Source organism: Parabacteroides sp. AF21-43 (genome assembly GCF_003635435.1).
Classification (GTDB): domain Bacteria; phylum Bacteroidota; class Bacteroidia; order Bacteroidales; family Tannerellaceae; genus Parabacteroides; species Parabacteroides distasonis.
On record NZ_QTMG01000017.1, the window covers coordinates 56395 to 79961 of the forward strand.

At 50.2% G+C, this 23567-nt stretch carries 19 protein-coding genes, 1 tRNA gene and 1 pseudogene; 17 read left to right on the forward strand and 4 right to left on the reverse strand.

Features of this window, described 5'->3' with window-relative positions; translation table 11 throughout:
* The first annotated feature begins 1 nt into the window (after window position 1).
* Genes DWX84_RS12820 through DWX84_RS12840 form a run of 5 tightly spaced genes read left to right on the forward strand, consistent with a single transcriptional unit; the run spans window position 2 to window position 6106 of the window.
* On the forward strand, window positions 2-1888 hold the full coding sequence (locus tag DWX84_RS12820; protein WP_122297601.1) for an endonuclease/exonuclease/phosphatase family protein: 1887 nt from the start codon (window positions 2-4) through the stop codon (window positions 1886-1888).
* Window positions 1889-1896: 8 nt separating this feature from the next.
* The gene (locus DWX84_RS12825; protein ID WP_048928283.1) at window positions 1897-3222 is read left to right on the forward strand and encodes a nucleobase:cation symporter-2 family protein; all 1326 of its coding nucleotides are present in this window, start codon (window positions 1897-1899) and stop codon (window positions 3220-3222) included.
* Between the two features lie 6 nt (window positions 3223-3228).
* Window positions 3229-3795, forward strand: a complete 567-nt coding sequence (xpt, locus tag DWX84_RS12830) for a xanthine phosphoribosyltransferase (protein ID WP_005855972.1) — start codon at window positions 3229-3231, stop codon at window positions 3793-3795.
* A gap of 10 nt (window positions 3796-3805) precedes the next feature.
* Window positions 3806-4219 (forward strand): PaaI family thioesterase, encoded by a 414-nt coding sequence (locus DWX84_RS12835; protein ID WP_005855973.1) that lies wholly within the window; start codon window positions 3806-3808, stop codon window positions 4217-4219.
* A 27-nt stretch (window positions 4220-4246) separates the two neighbouring features.
* A complete protein-coding gene (locus DWX84_RS12840; protein ID WP_048928284.1) occupies window positions 4247-6106 on the forward strand; it encodes a serine hydrolase in 1860 nt (619 codons plus the stop codon).
* 196 nt (window positions 6107-6302) lie between these two features.
* Here the strand turns inward: DWX84_RS12840 and DWX84_RS12845 are convergent.
* A tRNA-Met gene (locus tag DWX84_RS12845) sits at window positions 6303-6374 on the reverse strand.
* A 150-nt stretch (window positions 6375-6524) separates the two neighbouring features.
* On the opposite strand from DWX84_RS12845, the gene DWX84_RS12850 reads away from it, so the two are divergent.
* From DWX84_RS12850 to DWX84_RS12875, 6 genes are all read left to right on the forward strand, one after another.
* Window positions 6525-7118, forward strand: a complete 594-nt coding sequence (locus tag DWX84_RS12850; protein ID WP_005855975.1) for a TetR/AcrR family transcriptional regulator — start codon at window positions 6525-6527, stop codon at window positions 7116-7118.
* Between the two features lie 17 nt (window positions 7119-7135).
* Window positions 7136-8080, forward strand: coding sequence for a 3-oxoacyl-ACP synthase III family protein (locus tag DWX84_RS12855; RefSeq protein WP_005868085.1), 945 nt, complete (start codon window positions 7136-7138; stop codon window positions 8078-8080).
* A gap of 20 nt (window positions 8081-8100) precedes the next feature.
* Entirely contained in the window at window positions 8101-8847 is a 747-nt protein-coding gene (gene fabG, locus DWX84_RS12860) for a 3-oxoacyl-[acyl-carrier-protein] reductase (protein WP_005855977.1), read from the forward strand.
* 1 nt (window position 8848) lies between these two features.
* Window positions 8849-9523, forward strand: coding sequence for an RluA family pseudouridine synthase (locus tag DWX84_RS12865; protein ID WP_008780327.1), 675 nt, complete (start codon window positions 8849-8851; stop codon window positions 9521-9523).
* 275 nt (window positions 9524-9798) lie between these two features.
* On the forward strand, window positions 9799-10965 hold the full coding sequence (locus tag DWX84_RS12870) for an efflux RND transporter periplasmic adaptor subunit (RefSeq protein ID WP_008778262.1): 1167 nt from the start codon (window positions 9799-9801) through the stop codon (window positions 10963-10965).
* Window positions 10962-15446 carry a multidrug efflux RND transporter permease subunit gene (locus tag DWX84_RS12875; protein ID WP_122377528.1) on the forward strand — a complete coding sequence of 1495 codons (4485 nt, stop codon included), beginning with the start codon at window positions 10962-10964 and terminating at the stop codon, window positions 15444-15446. Before DWX84_RS12870 ends, DWX84_RS12875 begins: the two co-directional genes overlap by 4 nt.
* Before the next feature lie 111 nt (window positions 15447-15557).
* Here the strand turns inward: DWX84_RS12875 and DWX84_RS12880 are convergent, their stop codons facing one another.
* Both DWX84_RS12880 and DWX84_RS12885 read right to left on the reverse strand, forming a co-directional pair.
* On the reverse strand, window positions 15558-15896 hold the full coding sequence (locus DWX84_RS12880; RefSeq protein WP_122144642.1) for a DUF86 domain-containing protein: 339 nt from the start codon (window positions 15894-15896) through the stop codon (window positions 15558-15560).
* Window positions 15889-16188: a nucleotidyltransferase family protein gene (locus DWX84_RS12885; protein WP_122144643.1), complete on the reverse strand. Its 300-nt coding sequence runs from the start codon at window positions 16186-16188 to the stop codon at window positions 15889-15891. The genes DWX84_RS12880 and DWX84_RS12885 overlap by 8 nt, the downstream gene beginning before the upstream one ends.
* 398 nt (window positions 16189-16586) lie before the next feature.
* Between DWX84_RS12885 and DWX84_RS12890 the strand changes: the two are divergent.
* The 4 genes and pseudogenes from DWX84_RS12890 to DWX84_RS12905 form a co-directional block, all read left to right on the forward strand.
* Window positions 16587-16754 (forward strand): annotated as a pseudogene (locus DWX84_RS12890) (6-bladed beta-propeller); the annotation flags it as partial.
* A gap of 50 nt (window positions 16755-16804) precedes the next feature.
* Complete coding sequence (gene metA, locus DWX84_RS12895) at window positions 16805-17737, forward strand: homoserine O-succinyltransferase (protein ID WP_005855991.1); 933 nt, start codon at window positions 16805-16807, stop codon at window positions 17735-17737.
* The gene (locus DWX84_RS12900) at window positions 17738-19582 is read left to right on the forward strand and encodes a U32 family peptidase (protein ID WP_121960869.1); all 1845 of its coding nucleotides are present in this window, start codon (window positions 17738-17740) and stop codon (window positions 19580-19582) included.
* Between the two features lie 39 nt (window positions 19583-19621).
* Window positions 19622-20440, forward strand: coding sequence for a peptidylprolyl isomerase (locus DWX84_RS12905; protein WP_005855996.1), 819 nt, complete (start codon window positions 19622-19624; stop codon window positions 20438-20440).
* Between the two features lie 153 nt (window positions 20441-20593).
* Here the strand turns inward: DWX84_RS12905 and DWX84_RS12910 are convergent, their stop codons facing one another.
* A complete protein-coding gene (locus tag DWX84_RS12910) occupies window positions 20594-21061 on the reverse strand; it encodes a WbuC family cupin fold metalloprotein (RefSeq protein WP_005855998.1) in 468 nt (155 codons plus the stop codon).
* 120 nt (window positions 21062-21181) lie between these two features.
* Between DWX84_RS12910 and DWX84_RS12915 the strand changes: the two genes are divergently transcribed.
* Together DWX84_RS12915 and DWX84_RS12920 are read left to right on the forward strand one after the other, a co-directional pair.
* On the forward strand, window positions 21182-22639 hold the full coding sequence (locus tag DWX84_RS12915; RefSeq protein ID WP_121960868.1) for an MBOAT family protein: 1458 nt from the start codon (window positions 21182-21184) through the stop codon (window positions 22637-22639).
* Window positions 22640-22644: 5 nt separating this feature from the next.
* Window positions 22645-23553: a hypothetical protein gene (locus DWX84_RS12920; RefSeq protein ID WP_121960867.1), complete on the forward strand. Its 909-nt coding sequence runs from the start codon at window positions 22645-22647 to the stop codon at window positions 23551-23553.
* Window positions 23554-23567: the final 14 nt, after the last annotated feature.

Sequence of the window (23567 nt, forward strand, 5' to 3'; positions counted from 1 at the left end):
AATGAATATAAACATTAGATCGAATCCTATGAGGAAATGGTTTATTTGGGCGATCGTTATGATCGGATGTTTGCCCATAAATAAGGCATTGGCACAGCAAAGCGGCGATGCCGAGCGGAATACGTTGCGTATCATGAGCTATAATATCCGCAACGGAAGGGGCATGGATGAGGTGACGGACCTCGGGCGTATAGCGGACGCTATATGTAAGGTAGCCCCCGATGTCGTCGCCGTACAGGAGGTAGATAGCGTGACCGGAAGAAGCGGCGGGATCGACGTGCTCCGGACACTGGGAGAACGCACCCTGATGTTCCCTACCTACGCCCCGGCCATCGACTTTGATGGCGGTAAATACGGAGTAGGTATGCTGAGCAAGGAGAAGCCGGTGAGCTACCGCTATATCGCCCTTCCCGGACGGGAGGAGGAACGGGTCTTGCTATGGGTCGAGTTTGAGAGATATATCTTCTGCTGCACGCACCTTTCCTTGACGCCGGAAGACCGGATGCTTTCCTTGCCGATCCTTCGGCGGGAAGCCGCTTTCGCGCATAAGCCCCTGTTTATCGCCGGGGATTGGAACGCTACGGCGCATTCCCCCTTTATCACGGAAATCAGCAAGGATTTTCTACTGTTGAGCAATCCTAAACAGGCTACATTCCCGGCTTTCACGCCGGATAGCTGTTTGGACTATATAGCGGGTTATGTAAAGAATGGACAGCCCTTTACCCGTTTGTCCGCATGGGTTCCCGAAGAGGCGGTGGCATCGGATCATCGCCCGGTCGTAACGGAGGTTCGCTTGAAGGCCAGGCCGGAAGAGATCTTTTATGCGGCGCCCTATCTGCAAAATCCTACGGAGGGCGGCATAACGGTGATGTGGCAGACCCATGTCCCTACGTATAGTTGGGTAGAATACGGTACGGACACGCTGAACCTGAAAAAGGCTCGCACCATCGTGGACGGTCAAGTGATATGCAACGGCTTGCATAATAAAATTCGGCTGACGGACCTACGACCGGGGCAAACCTATTACTACCGGGTATGCTCGCAGGAAATCATGCTTTACCAAGCCTATAAGAAAGAGTTTGGCGAGACGGCGGTATCCCCGTTCTACACTTTCAAGGTCCCTTCCGCATCCCAAAAGGATTTCACGGCCTTGATCTTTAACGACCTGCATAAGCATATCCCGACCCTAGACGCCTTATACGGGCAAGTGCGTGATATCCCTTATGATTTCGTGGTATTTAACGGGGATTGTATAGACGATCCCGCCAATGAGAAAGAAGCTTTGTATCATTTGGCTTATTTATGCGGGAAGGTGGGCGCCAGTCATGTACCCGCTTTCTTCCTTAGAGGCAACCACGAGATACGCAACGCTTACTCGATCGGCCTGCGTGCCTTGTTTGACTATGTGGGCGATAAGACGTATGGGGCGTTCAACTGGGGAGATACCCGTTTCGTCATGCTGGATTGCGGCGAGGATAAACCGGATAGCACATGGGTGTATTATGGCCTGAACGATTTCACCGGTCTCCGGAAAGATCAAGTGAGTTTCCTCTCGAAAGAATTGAGCGGCAAGGAGTTTAAGCAAGCCTCGAAGCGGGTTTTATTGAACCATATCCCTATCTACGGAAACGGGGATGCCTATGAGCCTTGTCCGGAGCTTTGGGGAAGCCTGTTGGCGAAAGCCCCTTTCAACGTGAATATATCCGCCCATACGCATCAATACGCCTTCCACCCGAAAGGCTCGTTGGGAAACAACTTCCCGGTGATCGTAGGCGGGGGGTATAAGCTCGATTCGGCTACGGTGATGGTATTGCGGAAGAAAGGAGACGAGATGAGTGTACAAGTGTTGAACGCAAAAGGGGAGACCTTATTAGACTTGAAATTATAAGAGACAGGATGAATACGGATTTGATTTACGGGATCGATGACCGTCCGCCTTTGAAAGAGACGCTTTTTGCCGCCATCCAACATCTGCTGGCTATTTTCGTTGCGATCATAACACCTCCCTTGATTATCGCCGGGGCGCTGAAACTGGATCTGGAGACGACCGGTTTCTTGGTTTCCATGGCCCTATTCGCCTCCGGGGTATCCACATTCGTTCAATGTCGTAAATTAGGACCGGTCGGGGCGGGGCTGCTATGTATCCAAGGAACCAGCTTCTCGTTTATCGGCCCGATTATCACGGCTGGTTTGGCGGGAGGGCTTCCCCTTATTTTCGGCGTTTGTATCGTCGCCTCTCCGGTAGAGATGATCGTGAGCCGTACTTTTAAATATCTGCGCTCGGTGATTACTCCCTTGGTATCGGGTATCGTGGTGTTGCTCATCGGCTTGAGCTTGATCAAGGTAGGAGTGGTCGCTTGCGGCGGGGGGTATACGGCTATGGATAACGGTACGTTCGGTAGTTTGCGTAATATCGGAGTAGCTGTGTGCGTCTTGTTGAGTGTCTTGTTCTTCAATCGTTGTAAGAACAAGTACTTGCGGATGAGTTCCATCGTGCTAGGGTTGTGTATCGGTTATGCGATCGCTTTCGCCATGGGGATGGTGGATATGGAGGCTGTCTCCTCGCAAAACCTGAGAGGGTTTAATATCCCGGTTCCTTTCAAATATGGATTGGATTTTAATATCTCTTCATTCGTGGCGATCGCATTGATCTATCTGATCACGGCGATCGAGGCTACGGGGGATATTACGGCCAACTCGATGATATCGGGAAAATCGATCGAGGGAGAAGGCTACCTGAGGCGAGTCTCCGGCGGGGTGCTGGCGGATGGGGTGAACTCATTTATCTCCGGTGTTTTTAACTCTTTCCCGAACTCTATCTTCGCCCAGAATAACGGGATCATCCAGCTGACGGGAGTCGCCAGCCGGTACGTGGGGTATTATATCGCGGGTATGCTGATCCTGTTGGGATTATTCCCGGTTGTCGGCGTTATCTTCTCCTTGATGCCCGATCCGGTGCTGGGAGGAGCTACCCTGCTGATGTTCGGTACGGTGGCGGCAGCAGGTATCCGTATTATCGCCGCCCAAGATATCAACCGGAAGGCCACGTTGGTGTTGGCGGTTAGTTTGTCCTTGGGGTTGGGGGTGGAGCTGATGCCGGATATTCTAGGGGCCGCTCCTCAAGTGATCCGTGGCATTTTCTCCTCCGGCATAACGACGGGTGGCTTGACGGCCATTCTGGCGAATTTATTTATACGTGTAAAAGAAGATCAAACAGAATAACAAATTATGGAATTATTGAAGCAACGCATCTTGCAAGACGGCCGCTGTTATCCCGGCGGTATCCTTAAAGTGGATAGTTTTATCAACCATCAAATGGACCCGATGTTGATGTATAAGATCGCCGAGGAATTTATCCGTCGTTTTCAAGATCGTAAGATAAACAAGATCGTGACCATCGAGGCGAGCGGTATCGCCCCGGCCATTATGGTGGGTTATATCATGCAGTTGCCGGTGGTCTTCGTAAAGAAGAAGAAACCGAAGACGATGGAGAACATGCTCTCTACCGTGGTCCATTCCTTCACGAAGGATCGTGACTATACGGTATGTATCAGCAATAACTTCTTAACCCCGGAGGATCATATCCTGTTTATCGATGATTTCTTGGCTTACGGAAACGCCGCCATGGGAATGGTCGAGTTGGCGGAGCAATCGGGAGCCGTGATCGAGGGTATGGGTTTTATTATCGAGAAGGCGTTTCAAGATGGCGGGAACCTGCTGCGTGAAAAGGGCATACGTGTGGAGAGCCTCGCCATTATCGATAATCTGGATGATTGTAAGATAACGGTTCGTTAAAGGAAAAGATATGGATGAGAGAATAAAAGAAAAGTTGATTAACCGTGCGAAGACGAATCCTTATGTGAATTTTCTGGGGATCGACTTCACGGTTATCGAGGAAGGTCGTGTAGAGGCGCATATGCCCTTGCATGACGAGCAGAGACAATATAGCGGCGTGACGCATGGGGGTGTCTTGGCTGCTTTGGCGGATACGATCGCCGGTTTCGCCGCCTATACGATGACCCCGCTGGAGAAAGACGTGCTGACGGCAGAGTTGAAAATGTCTTTCTTACGGGCCGCTTGGGGTAATGAGCTGATCGCCAAGGGTACCGTGATCAAGGCGGGACGGAATATACATTTTTGTGAGTGCGAGATTTATTGCGACGATAAGTTGGTGAGCAAATCTTCCGGCACCTTTTGTGTGGTCCATCCCCAAGTATAGAAAAGATGTTACTTATTTATCAATATCATGAAGATTTCAAATGTAAAAAGAATCCTTTGCGGCTGCCTGTTGTTCGCCGCTACGTGGCCGGCATTCAGCCAGCCTGCCACGAATCCCCGCCTGATCATCCGTGCGGATGACATGGGGTCGTTCCGTTCCGCCAATATAGCGTGTATGGAAGGGTATAAGAATGGGGTGGAGACCTGTATAGAGGTTATGGTTGTCACCTCGTGGTTCCCCGAGGCCGCCCGACTGTTGAGGGAGAACCCGGGGATAGATGTCGGGCTTCACCTGACGCTGACCAGCGAATGGGATAACGTGAAATGGCGTCCGCTGACGCATTGTCCCAGCTTGACCGATAGCAATGGCTATTTTTTGCCGATGATGTCTCCGAATCCCGCCTACCCGGGTCTGGCCATTCTGGAGAATACATGGAGCTTGGCCGAGATCGAGCAGGAGGCCCGGGCCCAGATAGAGATGGCCTTGAAGAACATTCCCCAGATCAGCCATATCTCCGGTCATATGGGATCGACCGGTTTCGATCCGGAGGTGGTGAAGTTGATGCGCCGCTTGTCCGAGGAATATCATCTGCCGGTCGTGGATCGGGTAGAGGCGATGCAGGAATACGATTTCACCTATTCCGGGTATGATGGAGCCTCCAAGACTCCGGCCGAGAAGGAGGCCAGTTTCATCCGGATGTTGGATAAGCTGGAACCCGGTAAACGCTATATGTTCTTGGATCACCCGGCCTTGGATAACGAGGAGATGAAAACCGTCGGGCATATCGGCTACGAGAACGTGGCGATGGACCGTCAAGGCGTGACCGATCTTTTTACCAGTCCGAAGGTGAAGCAAGCCTTGAAGGATAAGAACATAGACCTGATCAGCTATAACGACCTGACCAAGGAACTCCCTCGTGCGGAAGCCTCGAAAACCTTGGATAAAGCGTTTGGCAATTACCTGCGGGCGGTGAAAAAGGCGGATCAAGACTTGCATAGTATCATGATCCTCCAGCATGGAAAGGTCGTAAAGGAGCAATGGCTGGGTGAGGGCGACCGCCATACGCCGCATGTCTTGAACTCCGTTAGCAAGACCTTTACGGCTACGGCTATCGGTTTCGCCGTCGCGGAGGGTAAATTGAAGGTCACGGACAAGGTGATCTCCTTCTTCCCCGACCAATTACCGGCCGAGGTAAGCCCTTGCTTGAAAGAGCTGGAGATACGTCACCTATTGACCATGTCCTCCGGCCATGATGTCGATCCCACCGCTTTAGTACGGCAGAAGGGGAACGAGAAGGCCGATTGGGCAAAGCTCTTCCTCTCGGCGCCGTTGGTACATAAACCGGGAACCTATTTCGTATACAACAGCCTCGGCACGTATATGCTTTCCGCTATCATCCAGAAGGTGACGGGGGAGAAGGTGATCAATTATCTCTATCCCCGTCTGTTCCGTCCGCTGGGTATCGTCGGCGCTACTTGGGAAGAGAGTCCCCAAGGCGTCAATTGCGGTGGTTGGGGTTTGTATCTCAAGACCGAGGATCTAGCGAAAATGGGTCAGTTTTTCCTGCAAAAGGGAAAATGGAACGATAAGCAATTGCTCCCCGAAAGCTGGATAGAGGAAGCCACCACCTCCAAGATAGCCTCTTTGCCCGCCGGTATGAGACCGGAGAACTTGAAGATGAAGCCGAAAGATAGCGACTGGTTACAAGGCTACGGTTACCAGATGTGGCGTTGCCGCCATAACGCCGTTCGTGCCGATGGAGCCAATGGACAATACATTATTATATTGCCCGAGCAAGATGCGGTAATCGCCATGACCGCGAATATCGGCGATATGCAGGCCGAGATCAACTTGATATGGAAATATATCTTGCCTGCCTTGAGATAGGAACTGTAGGCCCTACGTCCGGGAAACCAATAAGAGGCCCCGGACGTAAGCCTATGTGACTTGTTGGGCGTAAGCGAATGGTTTACGGTATGTAAGTCAATGGATTACGGGAAAAACTCAATGATTCCCACCCCGTAAACCATTGGGTTACAAAAAAAGAAAAGCCTTCCGGTCTATGACCAGAAGGCTTTTTTAGTTGCGGAGGCAAGACTCGAACTTACGACCTTTGGGTTATGAGCCCAACGAGCTACCACTGCTCCACTCCGCGATATAGTTGCTATCATTTCTTGATTGCGAGTGCAAAGGTAGGGATATTTTCTTACAAAACAAATTTATTGCAAGTTTTTTTTAATATACTTGGTAGATACGATCTTTTTTAAGTACTTTGCGCACAGTTTTAATCAAAATGTGCAATACAATGCCGATGACAGTTTCTAAAACACGTGACATGTTGGTGGATGTGGCCAGACAATTGTTTGCCCGCATGGGGGTTGATAACACAACGATGAACGATATTGCACAGGCATCTCGTAAGGGGAGACGTACGCTTTATACGTACTTTAAAAGCAAGAACGAGATCTATTTGGCGGTAGTGGAGTCGGAGCTGGACCAGCTTCATAAGATGCTGGTGGACGTGGCCAGCAAGGATCTGCCGGCGGACGAGAAGCTGCTGACGTTTATCTATAGCCGCTTGGACGCTGTAAAGGCGTTGGTGTTTCGGAACGGTACGTTGCGGGCTACCTTCTTCCGTGATATATGGCGGGTGGAGAAGGTACGCAAGAGCTTCGACCTTCGGGAAGTGGAGATCATAAAGGGAATATTGGACGATGGCGTGAAGGAGGGTATATTCAGCATGCCGGACACGGACATTACCGCCCTCGTGCTCCATCATGCCTTGAAAGGGCTGGAGGTGCCCTATATCCGGGGGATCATGGGTGATAATATCAGCCAGCGGATTAAACGTAGAGACAATGTGATGAATTTAATATTCAACGGAATAAAGATTAAGTAAATCAAAGACACTAAGGAATGTTTATTAATGCGACAGGGTTTTATGTGCCTGAAGAACGGGTAGATAACCAACATTTTCTTGAATTGAGCGGGTTGACAAGTGAGTGGATTGAGCAACGGACGGGAATTCATACCCGCTCGAAAGCGAAAGAGGGGGAGAATATCAATACCATGAGCCTTGAGGCCGTGAAGGACGCTCTTCCCAAATTGCCTTACGATATCACGGAGGTAGACTTGATCGTCTCCGCTTCGTATTCTCCTTATGATACGGTTGCGACGGCCGCGCATACGGTTCAACATGAGTATACTATCGCTGACGCGAAAGCTTTATATCTATCCTCGGCTTGTTCTTCTTTCTTGAACGCCTTGGAGGTTGTGGAGGGATATTTCGCCATGGGGAAGGCTTCCAAGGCTTTGGTGCTTTCCGCTGATAAGAACTCCGCTTATTATAATGAGACAGACCCGAAGGCGGGCCATTTATGGGGTGATGCCGCTGCCGCTTTCTTTATCTCCAAGGAGCGGATCGGTGAGGGCGACGCTGAGATCGTAGAGGTCTACACGCAAGGTCTCGGCCATTTGTCGAAAGCGATGGAGGCGGTTCACTTGCGTCCTCGTGACGGCGGTATCTTGATGCCGGAGGGGCGTGACGTATTTATCCAAGCTTGTACCTATATGCCTAAGAATGTCCTTCATTTGTTGGAGAAGAACGGTTATACGCTGGATAACCTTACTTATTTCATCGGCCATCAGGCGAATATGCGTATCATGGCGAATATCGCCAAGCAATTGAACTTGCCGGACGAGAAATTTTTGCACAATATCGAGGAGCTGGGAAATACGGGTTCCGTAAGCTCGGCCTTGGTATATGCCCAGAACGATAAGAATTTCAAGAAAGACGACTTGATCGCTATCACGGTATTCGGCGGTGGCTATTCAACGGGAGCTTGCTTGATTAAACATTGATATTAAAAAATTTGAGTAATATGAAACTATTAGAAGGTAAAGTGGCTGTCGTAACAGGTGCCGCTCGTGGTATTGGTAAGGCTATCGCCTTGAAGTTCGCCCAAGAGGGCGCTAACATCGCTTTCACGGATCTAGTGATCGATGAGAATGGCTTGGCTACACAGGCCGAGATCGAGGCCTTGGGCGTAAAGGCGAAAGGATACGCTTCTAACGCCGCTAACTTTGAGGAGACTCATAACGTGGTGGCCGAGATCGTAAAGGATTTCGGACGTATCGATATCTTGGTGAACAACGCCGGTATCACGAAAGACGGCTTGATGATGCGTATGAGCGAGGGACAATGGGACGCTGTGTTGAACGTGAACTTGAAGTCCGCTTTCAACTTTATCCATGCTTGTACCCCGGTCATGATGAAGCAACGTGCGGGTAGCATTATCAATATGTCTTCTGTCGTAGGTGTTCATGGCAACGCCGGACAAGCGAACTACTCCGCTTCCAAGGCCGGTATGATCGGCTTGGCTAAGTCTGTCGCTCAGGAGTTGGGTTCTCGTGGCATCCGTGCGAACGCTATCGCCCCGGGATTCATTATTACGGATATGACCGCTCAGTTGTCTGACGAGGTACGTGCCGAGTGGTGCAAGAAGATTCCTTTGCGCCGTGGCGGTACGGTGGAGGATGTGGCTAATATCGCTACCTTCTTGGCTTCGGATATGTCTTCTTATGTATCCGGACAGGTTATTCAGGTTGACGGCGGTATGAACATGTAATATGGAGGTTATTTACGAGGATAATCATATTATAGCGGTAGATAAGACCTGCCGTGAGATCGTGCAAGGCGACAAGACGGGCGATAAGCCTCTCTCGGAGATGCTGAAGGCATGGCTGAAGAAGAAGTATTGCAAGCCCGGTAACGTCTTTGTCGGTGTCACGCACCGTCTGGATCGTCCGGTGAGCGGGGTCGTGATTTTCGCCAAGACGAGCAAGGCCCTCTCTCGCTTGAACGAGATGTTTCGTGTCGGTGAGGTGCGCAAGACGTATTGGGCGATCGTCAAGAACCGTCCCCCGCAGGATGAGGGTGAGTTGGTGGATTGGCTGGTGCGGAACGAGAAGCAAAATAAGAGTTACGCTTACGATACCGAGCGGCCGAATGCCAAGAAAGCCATCCTGCGTTATAAATTGATCGCCCATTCGGATCATTATTATCTGTTGGAGATCGATTTGAAGACGGGGCGGCACCATCAGATCCGCTGTCAGTTGGCGAAGATGGGATGTCCGATCAAGGGAGATCTGAAATATGGTTTCGATCGTTCCAATAAGGATGGAGGCATTAGCTTGCACGCACGTAGTGCGGAGTTTATCCATCCGGTTTCAAAAGAGAACGTGCGAATTGTCGCTCCCGTACCGGACGATAATTTGTGGAAAGCGTTGTCGGTTGATCAATAAGATAATAGATGAAGATCTGGTATCTGTGAAATCCTTTCGGATGGAAAAAGCATTTCATTCGAAGGGATTTTTATTTTTAAGTGTAGACTTTCCCGGCTGGTTGTGGATTTATTCCCCAGTTGGATATGCCCTAATTTTAGTATAAATGTTAACATAAACGCTATACGGTTTGTTATTAAGTGAAGTAACGTTAATTATCGATGTCCTCGAGAAAAATGGAATGATTCTTTCTTTCTTAAATGACAAATGTGACATAAGTAATTTATATAGGTAGAATGAGCAAGAAAAGATTGGCAAAAGTACAGGTTATCTTGATAGCCCTTGTAGTAGCGATGACGGGTTGCCACCATAAGGAAGAGCAGCAATTGCCCATCGTGATCGTAGACAAACCCTCAAAAGAAGACGTGCAGATTTATGGTGAGTACGTGGGACGTATCCGTGCCGCCAGCTTTGTCGAGGTACATGCCCGTGTGGAGGGATTCCTAGAGAAAATGTTGTTTGAGGAAGGTAAACGGGTGAAGCAGAATGAGCCCCTGTTTATGATTAATCCCGATAAATATCGTGCTAGGGTAGAGAAGGCGAAAGCCCAACTGAAGAAAAGCCAAGCCCAAGCGGCCAAGGCCCGGCGTGATGTGGAACGCCTGAAACCGTTGTACGAGCAACACGCCGCCAGCCAGCTGGATTTGGATAACGCCACGGCCGCTCTGGAAGACGCCGAGGCGAATATCGCCATGAGCAAGGCGGATCTGGATCAAGCGGAGATGGAGTTGAGCTATACGGTAGTGACCTCGCCGCTGTCCGGGTATATCAGTGAGCGTTTCGTGGATGTGGGCGCTTTGGTGGGCCCGGGTGTCAATTCGAAATTGGCGGCTGTCGTGAAGAGCGACACGGTATTGGTCGATTTTAAGATGACCGCCTTGGATTACCTGCGTGCCGAGCGTCGTAACGTGAAGTTTGGCGAGCGGGATACGACCCGTTCGTGGCAGCCTACCGTGACGGTTACCTTAGCGGACGACTCTGAATACCCGGTAAAAGGTATCGTGGACTTCGCCGATCCGCTGGTGGACCCGAAGACCGGTACGTTTGGCGTTCGTGCGGAACTATCCAACCCGAACCAGAAATTATTGCCCGGACAGTTCACGAAAGTGAAGCTCCTGCTGGATGTCCGAGAGCGTTCGATCGTCGTTCCCCGGAAAGCGCTCTCGATTGAGAAAGGAGGTGCGTTCATCTATATCATCCGTAGGGACGATATCGCCGAGAAGCGTTTCGTGCAGACCGGCCCGGAGATCGGCAACAAGGTCGTGATCGAACGGGGCTTGGGCGAGAACGAGCGAGTGGTGGTAGAGGGTTATCATAAATTGGTGCCGGGCGTGAAGGTACATGCGGTAGAGGCCGGCGACGAGAAGGCTATCCAAGCGCTTAGAGAGGAGGAAGAACAATGAAACCGGGATTCTTTATAGACCGTCCTGTCTTTTCGACCGTCTTATCGATCCTGATCGTGATTGTCGGAATCATCGGACTGGCATTATTGCCTGTGGACCAGTATCCGCAGATTACGCCCCCCGTGGTGAAGATCAGCGCCACGTATCCGGGAGCGAGCGCCCTGACAGTGTCTCAAGCGGTCGCTACCCCAATCGAGCAGGAGCTGAACGGTACGCCCGGCATGATTTATATGCAAAGTAGTAGCTCGAACTCGGGTAGCTTGAATATTACGGTGACCTTCGATGTATCCGCCGACGCGGACTTGGCGGCTGTCGAGATCCAGAACCGTGTGAAACTGGCCGAGAGCCGTTTGCCCGCCGAGGTGATCCAGAATGGTATCACGATCGAGAAGCAGGCACCCAGCCAGTTGATGACCTTGAGCTTGATGTCCGACGATCCGAAGTTCGACGAGATCTATCTGAGTAACTTCGCCACGATCAACGTGTTGGACGTATTGCGCCGTATCCCGGGCGTAGGCCGTGTATCGAATATCGGTAGCCGTTATTACGGTATGCAGATCTGGGTATATCCGGATCGGTTGGCCAATATGGGATTGACGGTAAAGGACTTGCAGGATGCCTTGAAAGACCAGAACCGGGAATCGGCGGCGGGCGAGCTGGGTAAGCAACCTGTGCTGGACGTGGATGTCACCTTGCCTATCACGGCCCCGGGACGTTTGTCCACCGTGAAGGAGTTTGAGGATATCGTGGTGCGGGCGAACCCGGATGGCTCGATCGTCCGGATGAGCGACGTGGCCCGGGTATCGCTGGAGGCTTCCTCGTATTCTACGGAGAGTGGGATCAACGGGAAGAACGCCGCTATCTTGGGTATCTATATGTTGCCGGGAGCGAACGCTCTGGAGGTCGCCACGAAGGTGAAAGAGGCGATGAAGGATATCAGCAAGAACTTCCCGGAGGGCTTGGAGTATAATTTCCCGTTTGATATGACGGAGTATATCTCCCAGTCCGTGCATGAGGTGTATAAGACCTTGTTCGAGGCCCTCTTCTTGGTTGTTCTCGTGGTGTTCCTCTCGTTGCAGAATTGGCGTGCGGCCTTGATCCCGACGATCGCTGTCCCGATCTCCTTGATCGGAACGTTCGGTTTCATGTTGATCTTCGGCTTCTCGTTGAATATGCTAACCTTGCTGGGATTGATCTTGGCGATCGGTATCGTGGTGGACGACGCTATCGTGGTGGTGGAGAACGTGGAGCGTATCATGGCCGAGGAGCGTGTGACCGCCCGTGAGGCTACGCATAAGGCGATGCGGGAATTATCCGGCGCCTTGATCGCTACCTCCATGGTATTGGCCGCCGTGTTCGTGCCGGTGAGTTTCTTGGGAGGTATCACGGGGCAGTTGTACCGTCAGTTCTCCGTCACGATCGTGGTTTCCGTGTTGCTGTCCACGGTAGTGGCCTTGACGTTGAGTCCGGCGATGTGCGCCATCATCTTGCGTCCGTCTCATAAGAAGAAAGCGTTTATTTTCCGTAAGATCAATCTGTGGTTGGCGAAAGGAAATAAGAAATATACGAAGTTGTTGCGTATCTCCATCGCTAATCCCCGCCGTATCTTGGCAGGGTTCGGGATGGTACTGGTGGCTATCTTCGTCTTGAACCGGGTGTTGCCTACCAGCTTTATCCCGGAGGAGGATCAAGGATTCTTCACCGTAGAGCTGGAGATGCCCGAGGGTACTACCTTGGAGCGTACACGTGCCGTGACAGACCGTGCGATCGAGTTCCTCGACCATCATCCGGCCGTGGCCTACGTACAGAACGTAACCGGTAGCAGTCCCCGTGTCGGTACGAACCAAGGGCGTGCCACGCTGACGGTGATCCTGAAACCGTGGGAAGAGCGTAAATCCTCCGGTATGAAGGTAGAGGACGTGATGGCCGATGCCCGCCGGGAATTCTATTATTACCCCGAGGCTAAGTCGTACGTGAACCGTCCGCCGGTAATCCCGGGCTTGGGCGAGAGCGGTGGCTTGGAGATGCAGTTGGAGGCTAGGGGAGACGCTAGCTGGGATAATCTGGTAAGCGCCACGGATACCTTCCTGTATTACGCCTCGCAGGCGCCGGAGCTTCAAGGCGTATCTTCCGCCATGCAGAGCGAGATCCCGCAGTTGTATTTCGACGTGGATCGTGACCGGGCGAAGTTCCTCGGCATCCCTTTGTCCGATATCTTCTCGACCATGAAAGCTTATCTGGGCTCTGTGTACGTGAACGACTTCAATATGTTCAACCGTATTTACCGTGTATATATCCAAGCGGAGGCGCCTTACCGGGCTACCCGGGATAATCTGGACTTGTTCTTCGTGCGCAGCAAGGACGGGGCGATGGTTCCATTGACCGCCTTGGGTACGACCCAATATACGACCGGTCCGGGAACGATCAAGCGTTTCAATATGTTCACCACGGCCTCGATCAATGCCGTAGCCGCCCCGGGATATAGTACGGGCGAGGCGATGGCGGCGATGGAACGGATCGCTAGGGAGCATCTGCCCGATAATATCGGTCTGGAGTGGAGCGGTCTTTCCTATCAGGAGAAACAGGCCGGCGGGCAGACGGGATTTGTCTTGGCGTTGGTATTCTTGTTTGTCTTCTTGTTCTTGGCGGCCCAGTATGAGAGCTGGATCGTGCCGATCGCCGTATTGCTTTCCTTGCCGGTCGCCACGCTGGGTGCCTACTTGGGCATCTGGACGACGGGGTTGGAGAACGATATCTATTTCCAGATCGGTCTGGTAACCTTGATCGGTTTGGCGGCGAAGAACGCTATCTTGATCGTCGAGTTCGCCAAGGTGCAGGTAGATAACGGGGTAGATGTGGTGAAAGCCGCTATCCATGCCGCCCAGATGCGTTTCCGCCCGATCTTGATGACCTCGTTGGCTTTCGTGTTGGGTATGCTTCCGATGGTGTTGGCCAGCGGGCCGGGCTCGGCTTCCCGCCATAGTATCGGTACGGGCGTGTTCTTCGGTATGTTGGTGGCGATTACGGTAGGTATCGTGTTGGTTCCCTTCTTCTTTGTCTTGATCTATAAGATAAAGGGAAAGATGCGGATGGAACGTATCGCTCAAAAGAAAGAAGTGGTAACCGTGGTGTGTGTCGTTTCTATGCTGGCGTTCTCTTCCTGCAAGATCGGAAAGCGGTACGCACGTCCGGAGTTGAACCTGCCGGACCGGATCGAGGCTTATACGGATACGACCGATACGGCGTCCGTGGAGAATATCCCTTGGGAGAGCCTTTACGCCGATGAGACCTTGAAAGATTTGATCAAAAAGGCTCTGGATAATAATAAGGATATGAAGATCGCCGCCGCCAAGGTGAAGGAGATGATCGCCGCCAAACGGATCTCTTTCGCGAATATGCTGCCGGAGGTGGGTGCGAATATCTATGCGCAAAAGGAACGCTTGAACTATGGAGGGGATGATCCGAAGCCCGATCCGGAGTTTGGGGCGAAGTTGACTTTGTCTTGGGAATTGGATTTATGGGGTAACCTCCGCTGGGCGAACGAGGCTACCATCGCTTCCTATATGCAGACCGTGGAGGGGCAGCGTGCCTTGCGATTGACCATCATCGCCGAGGTAGCCGCCAATTATTATCAACTTTGCGCCTTGGACCAAGAGTTGTCGATCGTACAACAAACCTTGGACGCACGTCGTGAGGGTGTCCGCTTGGCGAAGCTTCGCTATGAGGGCGGACTTACTTCCGAGACGGCTTACAACCAAGCCCAAGTGGAGTTGGCCCGTACCGAGACCTTGATCCCCTCGCTGGAGCGTCAGATCAAGATCAAGGAAAGCGACCTCAGCATGCTGTTGGGCGAATATACGGATGATATCCCCCGTGGCCTCTCCTTGAGCGACCAGCACCTGCCGGATGCCTTACCGATCGGCTTACCGTCTTCTTTGCTGGAGCGCCGGCCGGATATGCGTCAAGCGGAGTTTAAGCTTCGGGCGGCGAACGCTCAGGTGGGTGTGGCGCAAACGGACTTATTCCCGAAGATCCGTTTGACAAGTAATTACGGTTTCGAGAGCGATGAGTTAAGTAGTATCTTGAAGAGTCCGGCAGGTTTTATTGCCGGAAGCCTGTTGCAGCCGATCTTCGCCATGGGGAAGAACAAGGCGAAAGTGAAAGCGGCGAAGGCTCGTTACGAGCAAGAGGTCTATAGTTACGAGAAGAGCGTATTAGGCGCTTTCAAGGAGGTGAACAACGCTATCGTGACCGTCCGCAAGGTGAAGGAGATCCGTGCTTCCCGCATGAATCTGGAAGCCTCCGCCAGTAAATATCTGGAACTCGCCCAATTGCAATACATCAACGGTGTCATCAGCTACATGGACGTATTGGATGCCCAGCGTGGTTTGCTGGACGCCCAGATCGGTTTGAACAATGCCGTGCTGGATGAGTTGCTGTCGGTGGTATACCTGTATAAGGCTTTAGGGGGAGGGTTTTGATAGCGCATCCTCCTCATAGAGGAAACTATCTCAATGGAATATGCCCCGTAAATCAATGGAATCTATTTCGTATTCCACTGATTTACGGGGCATATTTTACTTGTTTTATAATTATGTATCAAGTAAAATATCAACCTCTTGCCTTAATAAAGGCAGATGGTTGACAACGATACTCCAAAGAATATCAACAGATAGACTGTCATAACCATGTATAATGTAGTTTCGGGCATCTACTATCTTTCGGGAATTGGTGATCGCTATTGTCGGAGACGTTTTTAATATCCGGTTCATGGCCTCTCCGATAATCTCGATATTTCTTTCTATTGCCCGTCTAAGACGTAAGTCTTTGCAGAAGTTTTCAAATAGCTTGGGCTGATCATCGAAAAAACTTTCGATCTCGTCAATCGCCGTAGCTATATCTTGTAAATGCTTTTTGATGAAGTTATCCATAGATTAACATCTTTGTGGTATCAATATTTTCCTTGAGATAAGGATTATGGATCGCTTGTTCTTCCAGCAAGTCTACTTCTCTTTCGAAAAGACTCTCCAAGGCATATTTCAAGTCAAAGAAATTAGAGAAGTAATCATCTACGTTGGTCTTGTCAAAATCGACTACCAGATCTATGTCGCTTTGCTCATTAAAGCGATTGGTAAGGACAGAGCCGAAAGCAAATAGCTTTTTTACTTTATGTCGTTTACATAAAGCGATGATCGCTGGAAGATAATTGCCGGGAAAGTTCATGCCTATATATCCTTTTATTAATCTGTTCAACGCTCCAAATATAATGAAAAATCTCATTACTCTACCTATTAAGAGCAAATTCTATCAAGATATGGGTCTGGATATGTTTTGGGTGCGGTTTCTCTTTCCCGTGGTATGCGCCGTTTATTTCGTCTTACCATCGTTGAGAGTCCGTAACTTATTCCTGCTTTGTTATTGCTGACAAGTACGGTTATCACTTACTTGGCTGCTCGTGGAATCGGGCATTTTCCGGATCACTGGAAAAAACGTGCTTGCTTGGTGATGAGCTTGATTCTACGGAGCCATCTTGCGATACGGTTTATGCAGACCGTAAAGAAAGAGTTGAACTTGGCGATGATGGATACCTACTCGCCAACCTCGTGGACGAGATTTTCGACCTCACGGTCTTCAATAACGACGAGATCGCCTTCACGTGGCGGATAAATACCCCCGAACTTGTCGAGGCCTATCAAGAAGGACACCTCAAAGGCAAGCTAAAGGAGATCGCTGCGGGTATGCATGAGGAGGATAACCCGGTGATCATGGTGGCGAAGTATAAGCGATAATGAGAAAATTCTCATTATCTTTGCGCTCATATAATAATCAGAGATAGAAAATGCCATTAAATTTACAAAAGAACTTACCGGCTATCGAGCTGCTGAAGAAGGAACATATCTTCGTGATGGATTCCTTGCGTGCGTCGGAGCAGGATATCCGCCCCCTTCGGGTAGTCGTATTGAATTTGATGCCCCTTAAGATAACGACCGAGACGGACTTGGTTCGCCTCCTCAGTAATACACCCCTGCAAGTGGAACTTGATTTCATGAAGATCAAGGGACATACGCCGAAGAATACGCCCATCGAGCATATGCAGGAATTTTATAAGGATTTCGATGAGATGGCGGATGATTTCTACGACGGGATGATCGTGACGGGCGCTCCCGTGGAGCAGATGCCTTTCGAGGAAGTTAGTTATTGGGAGGAGATCACGCAGATATTCGATTGGGCCCGTACGCATGTTACCTCCACGCTCTATATCTGCTGGGCGGCGCAAGCGGGGCTATACCATTTCTATGGGGTGCCTAAATATGATTTGCCGGCCAAGATGTTCGGTGTCTTCCGTCATTCGCTCCGGGAACCGTTTGTTCCGATCTTCCGGGGGTTCGATGACGAGTTCTTCGTGCCTCATAGCCGTCATACCGAGATTCGCCGGGAGGATATCATGAAGGTGCCCGAGCTCACCTTATTGTCCGAGAGCGAGGAATCCGGCGTCTATATGGCGATGGCTCGTGGCGGACGGGAATTCTTCATCACCGGCCATTCCGAGTATTCGCCCTATACGCTGAATGATGAGTATATGCGTGATTTGGGGAAGGGATTGCCCATCAACAAGCCTCGTAATTATTACCGGAACAACGATCCGGCGCAAGGCCCGGTGGTACGTTGGCGGGGGCACGCGAACCTGCTGTTCACTAATTGGCTGAACTATTACGTATACCAAGAGACCCCGTTCCGCCGGGAAGATATCAAAAAACTAGGAAGCTTGTAAATGAGAAAAGAACCCCGTTCGATAGAACTGTTATCTCCCGCTAAGGATCTGATTTGCGGCAGGGAGGCGATTAACCATGGTGCCGATGCCGTGTATATCGGTGCCCCGAAGTTTGGAGCCCGTGCCGCCGCTGGTAATACGCTGGACGATATACGGCAGCTTTGCGATTACGCCCATCTCTATTCGGCTCGTATTTACGTGGCCTTGAACACTATCTTGAAAGAAGAGGAGCTGGCAGAGGCCGAGCAAATGATCTGGCAACTTTACGAGGCCGGGGCGGATGCCTTGATCGTTCAAGACATGGGTATCACCCAGTTGAACCTTCCGCCTATCCCCTTGCACGCCAGTACGCAAACGGATAACCGTACGCCGGAGAAGGTGAGATTCCTGCAAGAGGTAGGTTTCACGCAAGTCGTATTGGCGAGGGAGCTATCGCTGAACCAGATACGGGAGATCGCCGAGCGAACGACCGTGCCTCTGGAGGTCTTCGTACACGGGGCGCTGTGCGTAAGCTATAGCGGCCAGTGTTACCTGAGTGCCGCCTTGAGCGGACGAAGCGCCAACCGGGGGGAATGCGCCCAGTATTGCCGCCTGCCTTATAGCTTGATTGACGCGGACGGGAAGGAGATCGTATCGGGTAAGCATCTCTTATCCTTGAAGGACATGAACCGGGGCGAATACTTGGAGGAGTTGTTGGATGCCGGTGTCTCTTCCTTGAAGATCGAGGGTCGTTTGAAGGATGTATCTTACGTGAAAAACGTAACGGCTTGGTACCGGAAGAAACTGGACGCTATCTTGGCCCGTCGGCCGGAATACCGTCGTGCCTCGGCCGGGCATAGCACTTACACGTTCGAACCTGTGGCGGAGAAAAGCTTCAACCGGGGTTTCACGCCTTTCTTATGGAAGGAGCGCACGAAGGATATCACCAGCTTTGATACGCCTAAGTCCTTGGGGGAGCCGGTGGGTACGGTGAAGGAACTGAAAGGAAACTCTTTCACGATCGCCGGACTGAAACAATTGAATAATGGCGACGGGCTTACCTTCTTCAATGAGAAAGGGGAGTTGGAGGGCTTCCGGGTAAACCGTGTGGAGGCAAACCGGATCTTTACGCTGGATCGCCCGGCGATCCGTCCGAAGATGCCTTTGTACCGGAATTTCGATCAAGAGTTTGATAAACTGCTATCCAAGCCATCCGCCGAGCGGAAGCTCTCTGTCCGGATGGAATTTCAAGATAATGCCTTTGGCTTCACGTTAAGTATGACAGACGAGACAGGAGCCCGTATCATGCTTACCCAGCCGTTCGAGAAAGAACCGGCCCGGCGGGATCAGGCGGAGAATATCCGTACCCAGCTCTCTAAGTTGGGAAATACGCCTTTTGAGGCGGCGGAGGTCACCGTGGCGATGTCCGATAACTGGTTTGTCCCTTCTTCTTTATTGGCCGAGATGCGTAGGCAAGGGGTGGAGAGGCTTATCTCTACCCGGCGGATTCGTTACCGCAGGGAAGAGGCTCGTCCGGTAAAGCCGTGTGTAGGCGAGACTTTGGAAATCCCTTTCCCAGAGAAGCGTCTGACTTATTTAGGGAATGTCTCCAATAGCAAGGCTGGTGCCTTTTATAAGGCGCATGGCGTGACTGCCGTGGAAGACGCTTTCGAGTTGTCTCCCCGGAAGGATGTTCCTTTGATGTTCACGAAACATTGCCTGCGGTACAGTATGGGATGGTGCCCTACTTACCAGAAGCAGAAGTCTCCCTATAAGGAGCCTTACTTGCTGTGCTATAAGGAAACGCTCTTGCGTTTGCGCTTCGACTGCAAGAATTGCCAGATGTTGATCTATGCGGAGGAATAACCGGCTTTGTAACTACTTAATCCGATAAATAAAACAGGTATGAAACGACAAATTTTCTCGCTGTTCCTGCTCTTGCTCACGTTGGTAGCTTGTGGGGATAAGCCTTTGGACCCGAATAAACCCGTATATGTGAAAATCAAGACGACGATGGGAGACGTCACCGTCCTGCTATACGACGATACGCCTCTTCACCGGGATAACTTCATCAAGCTTTGCCAGTCGAACGAGTATGAGGGTATGCTTTTCCACCGTGTTATCAAGGAGTTTGTCGTGCAAGGTGGTGATCCGGAGAGTAAGGCGCATGAGCCGGGTGCCTTGTATGGGGATGGCGATGGTGGTTATACCGTTCCCGCCGAGATATTACCCAATCATTTTAATAAGAAAGGCGCTTTGATCGACGCGAAAGAGATCGATGCCGTGAATCCGGAACGTGCCTCCGCCGGTACGCAGTTCTGTTTTGTGCAAGGGAAAGTCTTGGACGACAAGGAGCTTGCGGAGAAAGAGGCTCGTATCAATGAGATCCGCCGCAACTGGTTGTACTATAAATTCCGGGATGAGCTGAAAAAGCAAGATCCTTCCTTGGCCGCCGATTCCTTGGAGAATGAGTTACATGCCCGTGCGTCCATCTTGGTAGAAGATACGTTGGCGGTATTAGGCCCGGTAGTGATCCCGGCCGAACGGCGTGAGATTTATAAGACGATCGGTGGCGTTCCGCATCTGGATGGCTCGGTAACGATCTTTGGCGAGGTAGTGGAAGGCTTCGATATCGTAGAGAAGATCTCCGTGGTAAAGACGGATAAGAACGATCGTCCTTTACACGACGTGATGATTAAATCGACGAAGGTTTTCCAGAAATAATAACAATGCCCATTGTAAGCTCCTTATAATGGGCATCGTAAGGTCTTTACAATGGGCATCGTAAACACTTTAGAATGGGCATTGTTAAAACCATCGGATAGCTCTTGTTATACGAGGCTGATCGCTAGCTTGTTATACTAAAAGTTTCATCGATCATATTTGGCTCTCGAGCCATTCCAGATACTTCTTTACTCCCTCCGTATCTTCCGCCTCGGGGCTCCAAGGCGCTAGGTTCTCCGGTGCTAGCGGTGCGAACGGCCCTTGCTTTATCTCATAAATAACCGATCCGGATTCCAGTACCAGAAGCCCGTGCCATGTTCCGGCCTTGATCTCCGCTCCATAAGCGCCTTCCTTTGGATTCAGTATCGTTTTCTCCGTGATATTCCCTTCCTCGTCAAACAAGAATACCGCTACCTTCCCACGTAGCAACAAGAAGATCTCGTCTTTCGCCGGATTTAAATGCCGGTGCGGACGCAAATACGTACCGGGCTCCATGGCATTCAGTAACCGATTGATCGGATCATCCAATCTCTCATGGAAATTATAGTTCATTCGCAGGCGGGGAGACTGCAAGGCTTTGGCCTGGGTCTCGTCGAGTAATTGTTCGTTGATTATCTTCATCTCTGTATCTTATTGTATTTCTGAGCCACGAATATACGAAATATTTATTGGTCAATGCTTGATATTCCTTATCTTTGCGCCTTGATGATACATATTCTTGAGTCTGAAAATTAAATATTTATGTTATTTAATTCCATAGAGTTCCTTATATTCCTGCCATTGATTTTCTTTGGTTACTGGTTTGTTTTCAAGTCTTTGCGGTGGCAAAATCTATTTGTGGTAGCTGTTAGTTACCTGTTCTACGGATGGTGGGACTGGCGCTTTTTGCTGCTGATCCTGTTTACGTCGTTATGCAGTTACTTGAGTGGAGTCTATTTGGAGAAATGCGCTGGCAACCGGTCGGTCCAAAAGTGGATAAGTGCCGGCAATATTTTACTGAACCTTTCGATCTTGGGTGTGTTTAAGTACTTTGATTTTTTTACCGAGAATTTGGTAAATGTCCTTCACCTATTGGGCTGGGATGCCGATTACGTGACGTTGAATATCTTGCTCCCTGTCGGGATCAGCTTTTATACGTTTCAGGCTTTGAGCTATACGATTGATGTTTACCAAGGTAAAATCAAGGCGACTCATGATATCGTGGCATTCTTCGCTTATATCAGTTTCTTCCCCCAATTAGTGGCGGGCCCGATAGAACGGGCTACCCATTTGTTGCCTCAGTTTCTCCGGCCTCGTAATTTCGATTGTGATCTGGCGTTGGATGGTATACGCCAGATGCTTTGGGGATTTTTCAAGAAAGTGGTGGTTGCCGATAACTGCGCTTTGTTCGTGAACGGTGTGTTTGAGAATTACCAGACGTTGGATGGGAGTACCTTGTTTCTGGGGGCTTTCTTCTTTACGATACAGATTTACGGTGATTTTTCCGGATACTCGGATATAGCGATCGGCTGTGCCCGGTTATTTGGCATAGACCTTATGCAGAACTTTAAGTATCCTTATTTCTCCCGGGATATAGCGGAGTTTTGGCGGCGTTGGCATATATCGTTGACGACTTGGTTCCGGGATTATATCTATATACCGCTAGGGGGGAGCCGGGCCGGAAAATGGAAGAGCTTCCGGAATACCCTTGTTATTTTCTTGGTAAGTGGATTCTGGCATGGGGCTAACTGGACGTTTGTGGCATGGGGAGCGTATCATGCGTTGTTGTTTCTGCCATTGCTATTGTTGGGTCAAAATAGGAGGTATAGAGATTCCGTGGCGGAAAACAGTTTCCTTCCCTCTGTGAAGGAATTGACACAGATGGGAGTTACGTTTCTACTGGTCTTATTGGGATGGATTCTGTTCCGGTCGGAAGATATATCTCAAGCGGCTGTGTACCTCGAGCGGATGTTCAATGCCTCATTATTCTCGGCTCCTCAACTTGTGGGCTTGGGATTCGGGCAACTCCTGCTGAAGAAATGTTTCTTTTTCACGGCTCTTATGTTCGTCGTGGAATGGATCGGCCGAAAACAGGCGCATGGGTTGATGATAGAGGACCTGAGCCTTCCGGTTCGGTATGTTATCTATACGGTATTGCTGATTATCATCTATGGTTTCGACGCCAGTAATCCACAAGGTTTCATTTATTTTCAATTCTGATAAGTATGAGAAGGTTCTTTATAGCTATATTCCGGTATTTAGGGGTGGTAGGATGTTTAGGGTTGCTTAGTTGTCTGTTGATCCGCTCCTATTTTCATATAAGCGTACCCAGCCTCAAGAGTGATCCGGAAGTAGAGGTATTGATTTTGGGAGATTCCCATCCTTTACATTCGATATCCGCCGATATGCTGGGGAAATCGAGGAATGACGCTAAATCCAGTGAGAATTATTTCAATACCTATATCGATTTATGCTTGAAAGCGCCTTACCTTCCCCATTTGAAAACCGTGATATTGGGGTTTGGTTATCACACGTTTACCGTGGCCGATGATTCCTATCAGGATGAGTTTCCTGCCTATATGTCTATTTATCCCCATCTGAAGGAGCGGGAGGATTTGCGACCCTTGGTACAGGAGGCTGTTTCGCCGGTAACCCGTAAGGAGGTCATGTATTCATATGAGTTTGGCGTTCCGTTCAAGAATTGCGTAGCTGAGATTAAAAGGAATGTGATCGAGCGTATTTTCACAGGGGCGACCGGGGGAACACTAGACGTTATTATCGATCGTCATTACTATGATGATAAGGGTGCTTATTTATTGCCATCCTCATTTCAACAAGAGATGTTGGGGCGAATCGTAGAGGAATGTAAGAAGCGGGATCTGTCTCTTATTTTGTACAATGCCCCTGTTTCCACGGAATATATGGAACGGGTTCCTCCGAGTTATCGAGAATTGACGGATTCTTTGGCTCGGGAATACGTGGATGATAAAACGGTCTTTTATTTAAATTATACGGCTGTATCGCTACCTGATTCTTGCTATAGGGACGCTGATCATTTGAATGAAATCGGTATCCATAGATTTACCCCGTTGTTAAAAGATACCTTGACTTGTTTGGGGGTAATTTCGGAATAGTTTTCGTATATTTG

Excerpts from the sequence above, each read along its gene's own strand:
- DWX84_RS12820 (WP_122297601.1), top strand. The coding sequence starts at position 2 with ATGAATATAAACATTAGATCGAATCCTATGAGGAAATGGTTTATTTGG.
- DWX84_RS12825 (WP_048928283.1), top strand. The coding sequence starts at position 1,897 with ATGAATACGGATTTGATTTACGGGATCGATGACCGTCCGCCTTTGAAA.
- xpt (WP_005855972.1), top strand. The coding sequence starts at position 3,229 with ATGGAATTATTGAAGCAACGCATCTTGCAAGACGGCCGCTGTTATCCC.
- DWX84_RS12835 (WP_005855973.1), top strand. The coding sequence starts at position 3,806 with ATGGATGAGAGAATAAAAGAAAAGTTGATTAACCGTGCGAAGACGAAT.
- DWX84_RS12840 (WP_048928284.1), top strand. The coding sequence starts at position 4,247 with ATGAAGATTTCAAATGTAAAAAGAATCCTTTGCGGCTGCCTGTTGTTC.
- DWX84_RS12850 (WP_005855975.1), top strand. The coding sequence starts at position 6,525 with ATGCCGATGACAGTTTCTAAAACACGTGACATGTTGGTGGATGTGGCC.
- DWX84_RS12855 (WP_005868085.1), top strand. The coding sequence starts at position 7,136 with ATGTTTATTAATGCGACAGGGTTTTATGTGCCTGAAGAACGGGTAGAT.
- fabG (WP_005855977.1), top strand. The coding sequence starts at position 8,101 with ATGAAACTATTAGAAGGTAAAGTGGCTGTCGTAACAGGTGCCGCTCGT.
- DWX84_RS12865 (WP_008780327.1), top strand. The coding sequence starts at position 8,849 with ATGGAGGTTATTTACGAGGATAATCATATTATAGCGGTAGATAAGACC.
- DWX84_RS12870 (WP_008778262.1), top strand. The coding sequence starts at position 9,799 with ATGAGCAAGAAAAGATTGGCAAAAGTACAGGTTATCTTGATAGCCCTT.
- DWX84_RS12875 (WP_122377528.1), top strand. The coding sequence starts at position 10,962 with ATGAAACCGGGATTCTTTATAGACCGTCCTGTCTTTTCGACCGTCTTA.
- DWX84_RS12880 (WP_122144642.1), bottom strand. The coding sequence starts at position 15,896 with ATGGATAACTTCATCAAAAAGCATTTACAAGATATAGCTACGGCGATT.
- DWX84_RS12885 (WP_122144643.1), bottom strand. The coding sequence starts at position 16,188 with ATGAACTTTCCCGGCAATTATCTTCCAGCGATCATCGCTTTATGTAAA.
- metA (WP_005855991.1), top strand. The coding sequence starts at position 16,805 with ATGCCATTAAATTTACAAAAGAACTTACCGGCTATCGAGCTGCTGAAG.
- DWX84_RS12900 (WP_121960869.1), top strand. The coding sequence starts at position 17,738 with ATGAGAAAAGAACCCCGTTCGATAGAACTGTTATCTCCCGCTAAGGAT.
- DWX84_RS12905 (WP_005855996.1), top strand. The coding sequence starts at position 19,622 with ATGAAACGACAAATTTTCTCGCTGTTCCTGCTCTTGCTCACGTTGGTA.
- DWX84_RS12910 (WP_005855998.1), bottom strand. The coding sequence starts at position 21,061 with ATGAAGATAATCAACGAACAATTACTCGACGAGACCCAGGCCAAAGCC.
- DWX84_RS12915 (WP_121960868.1), top strand. The coding sequence starts at position 21,182 with ATGTTATTTAATTCCATAGAGTTCCTTATATTCCTGCCATTGATTTTC.
- DWX84_RS12920 (WP_121960867.1), top strand. The coding sequence starts at position 22,645 with ATGAGAAGGTTCTTTATAGCTATATTCCGGTATTTAGGGGTGGTAGGA.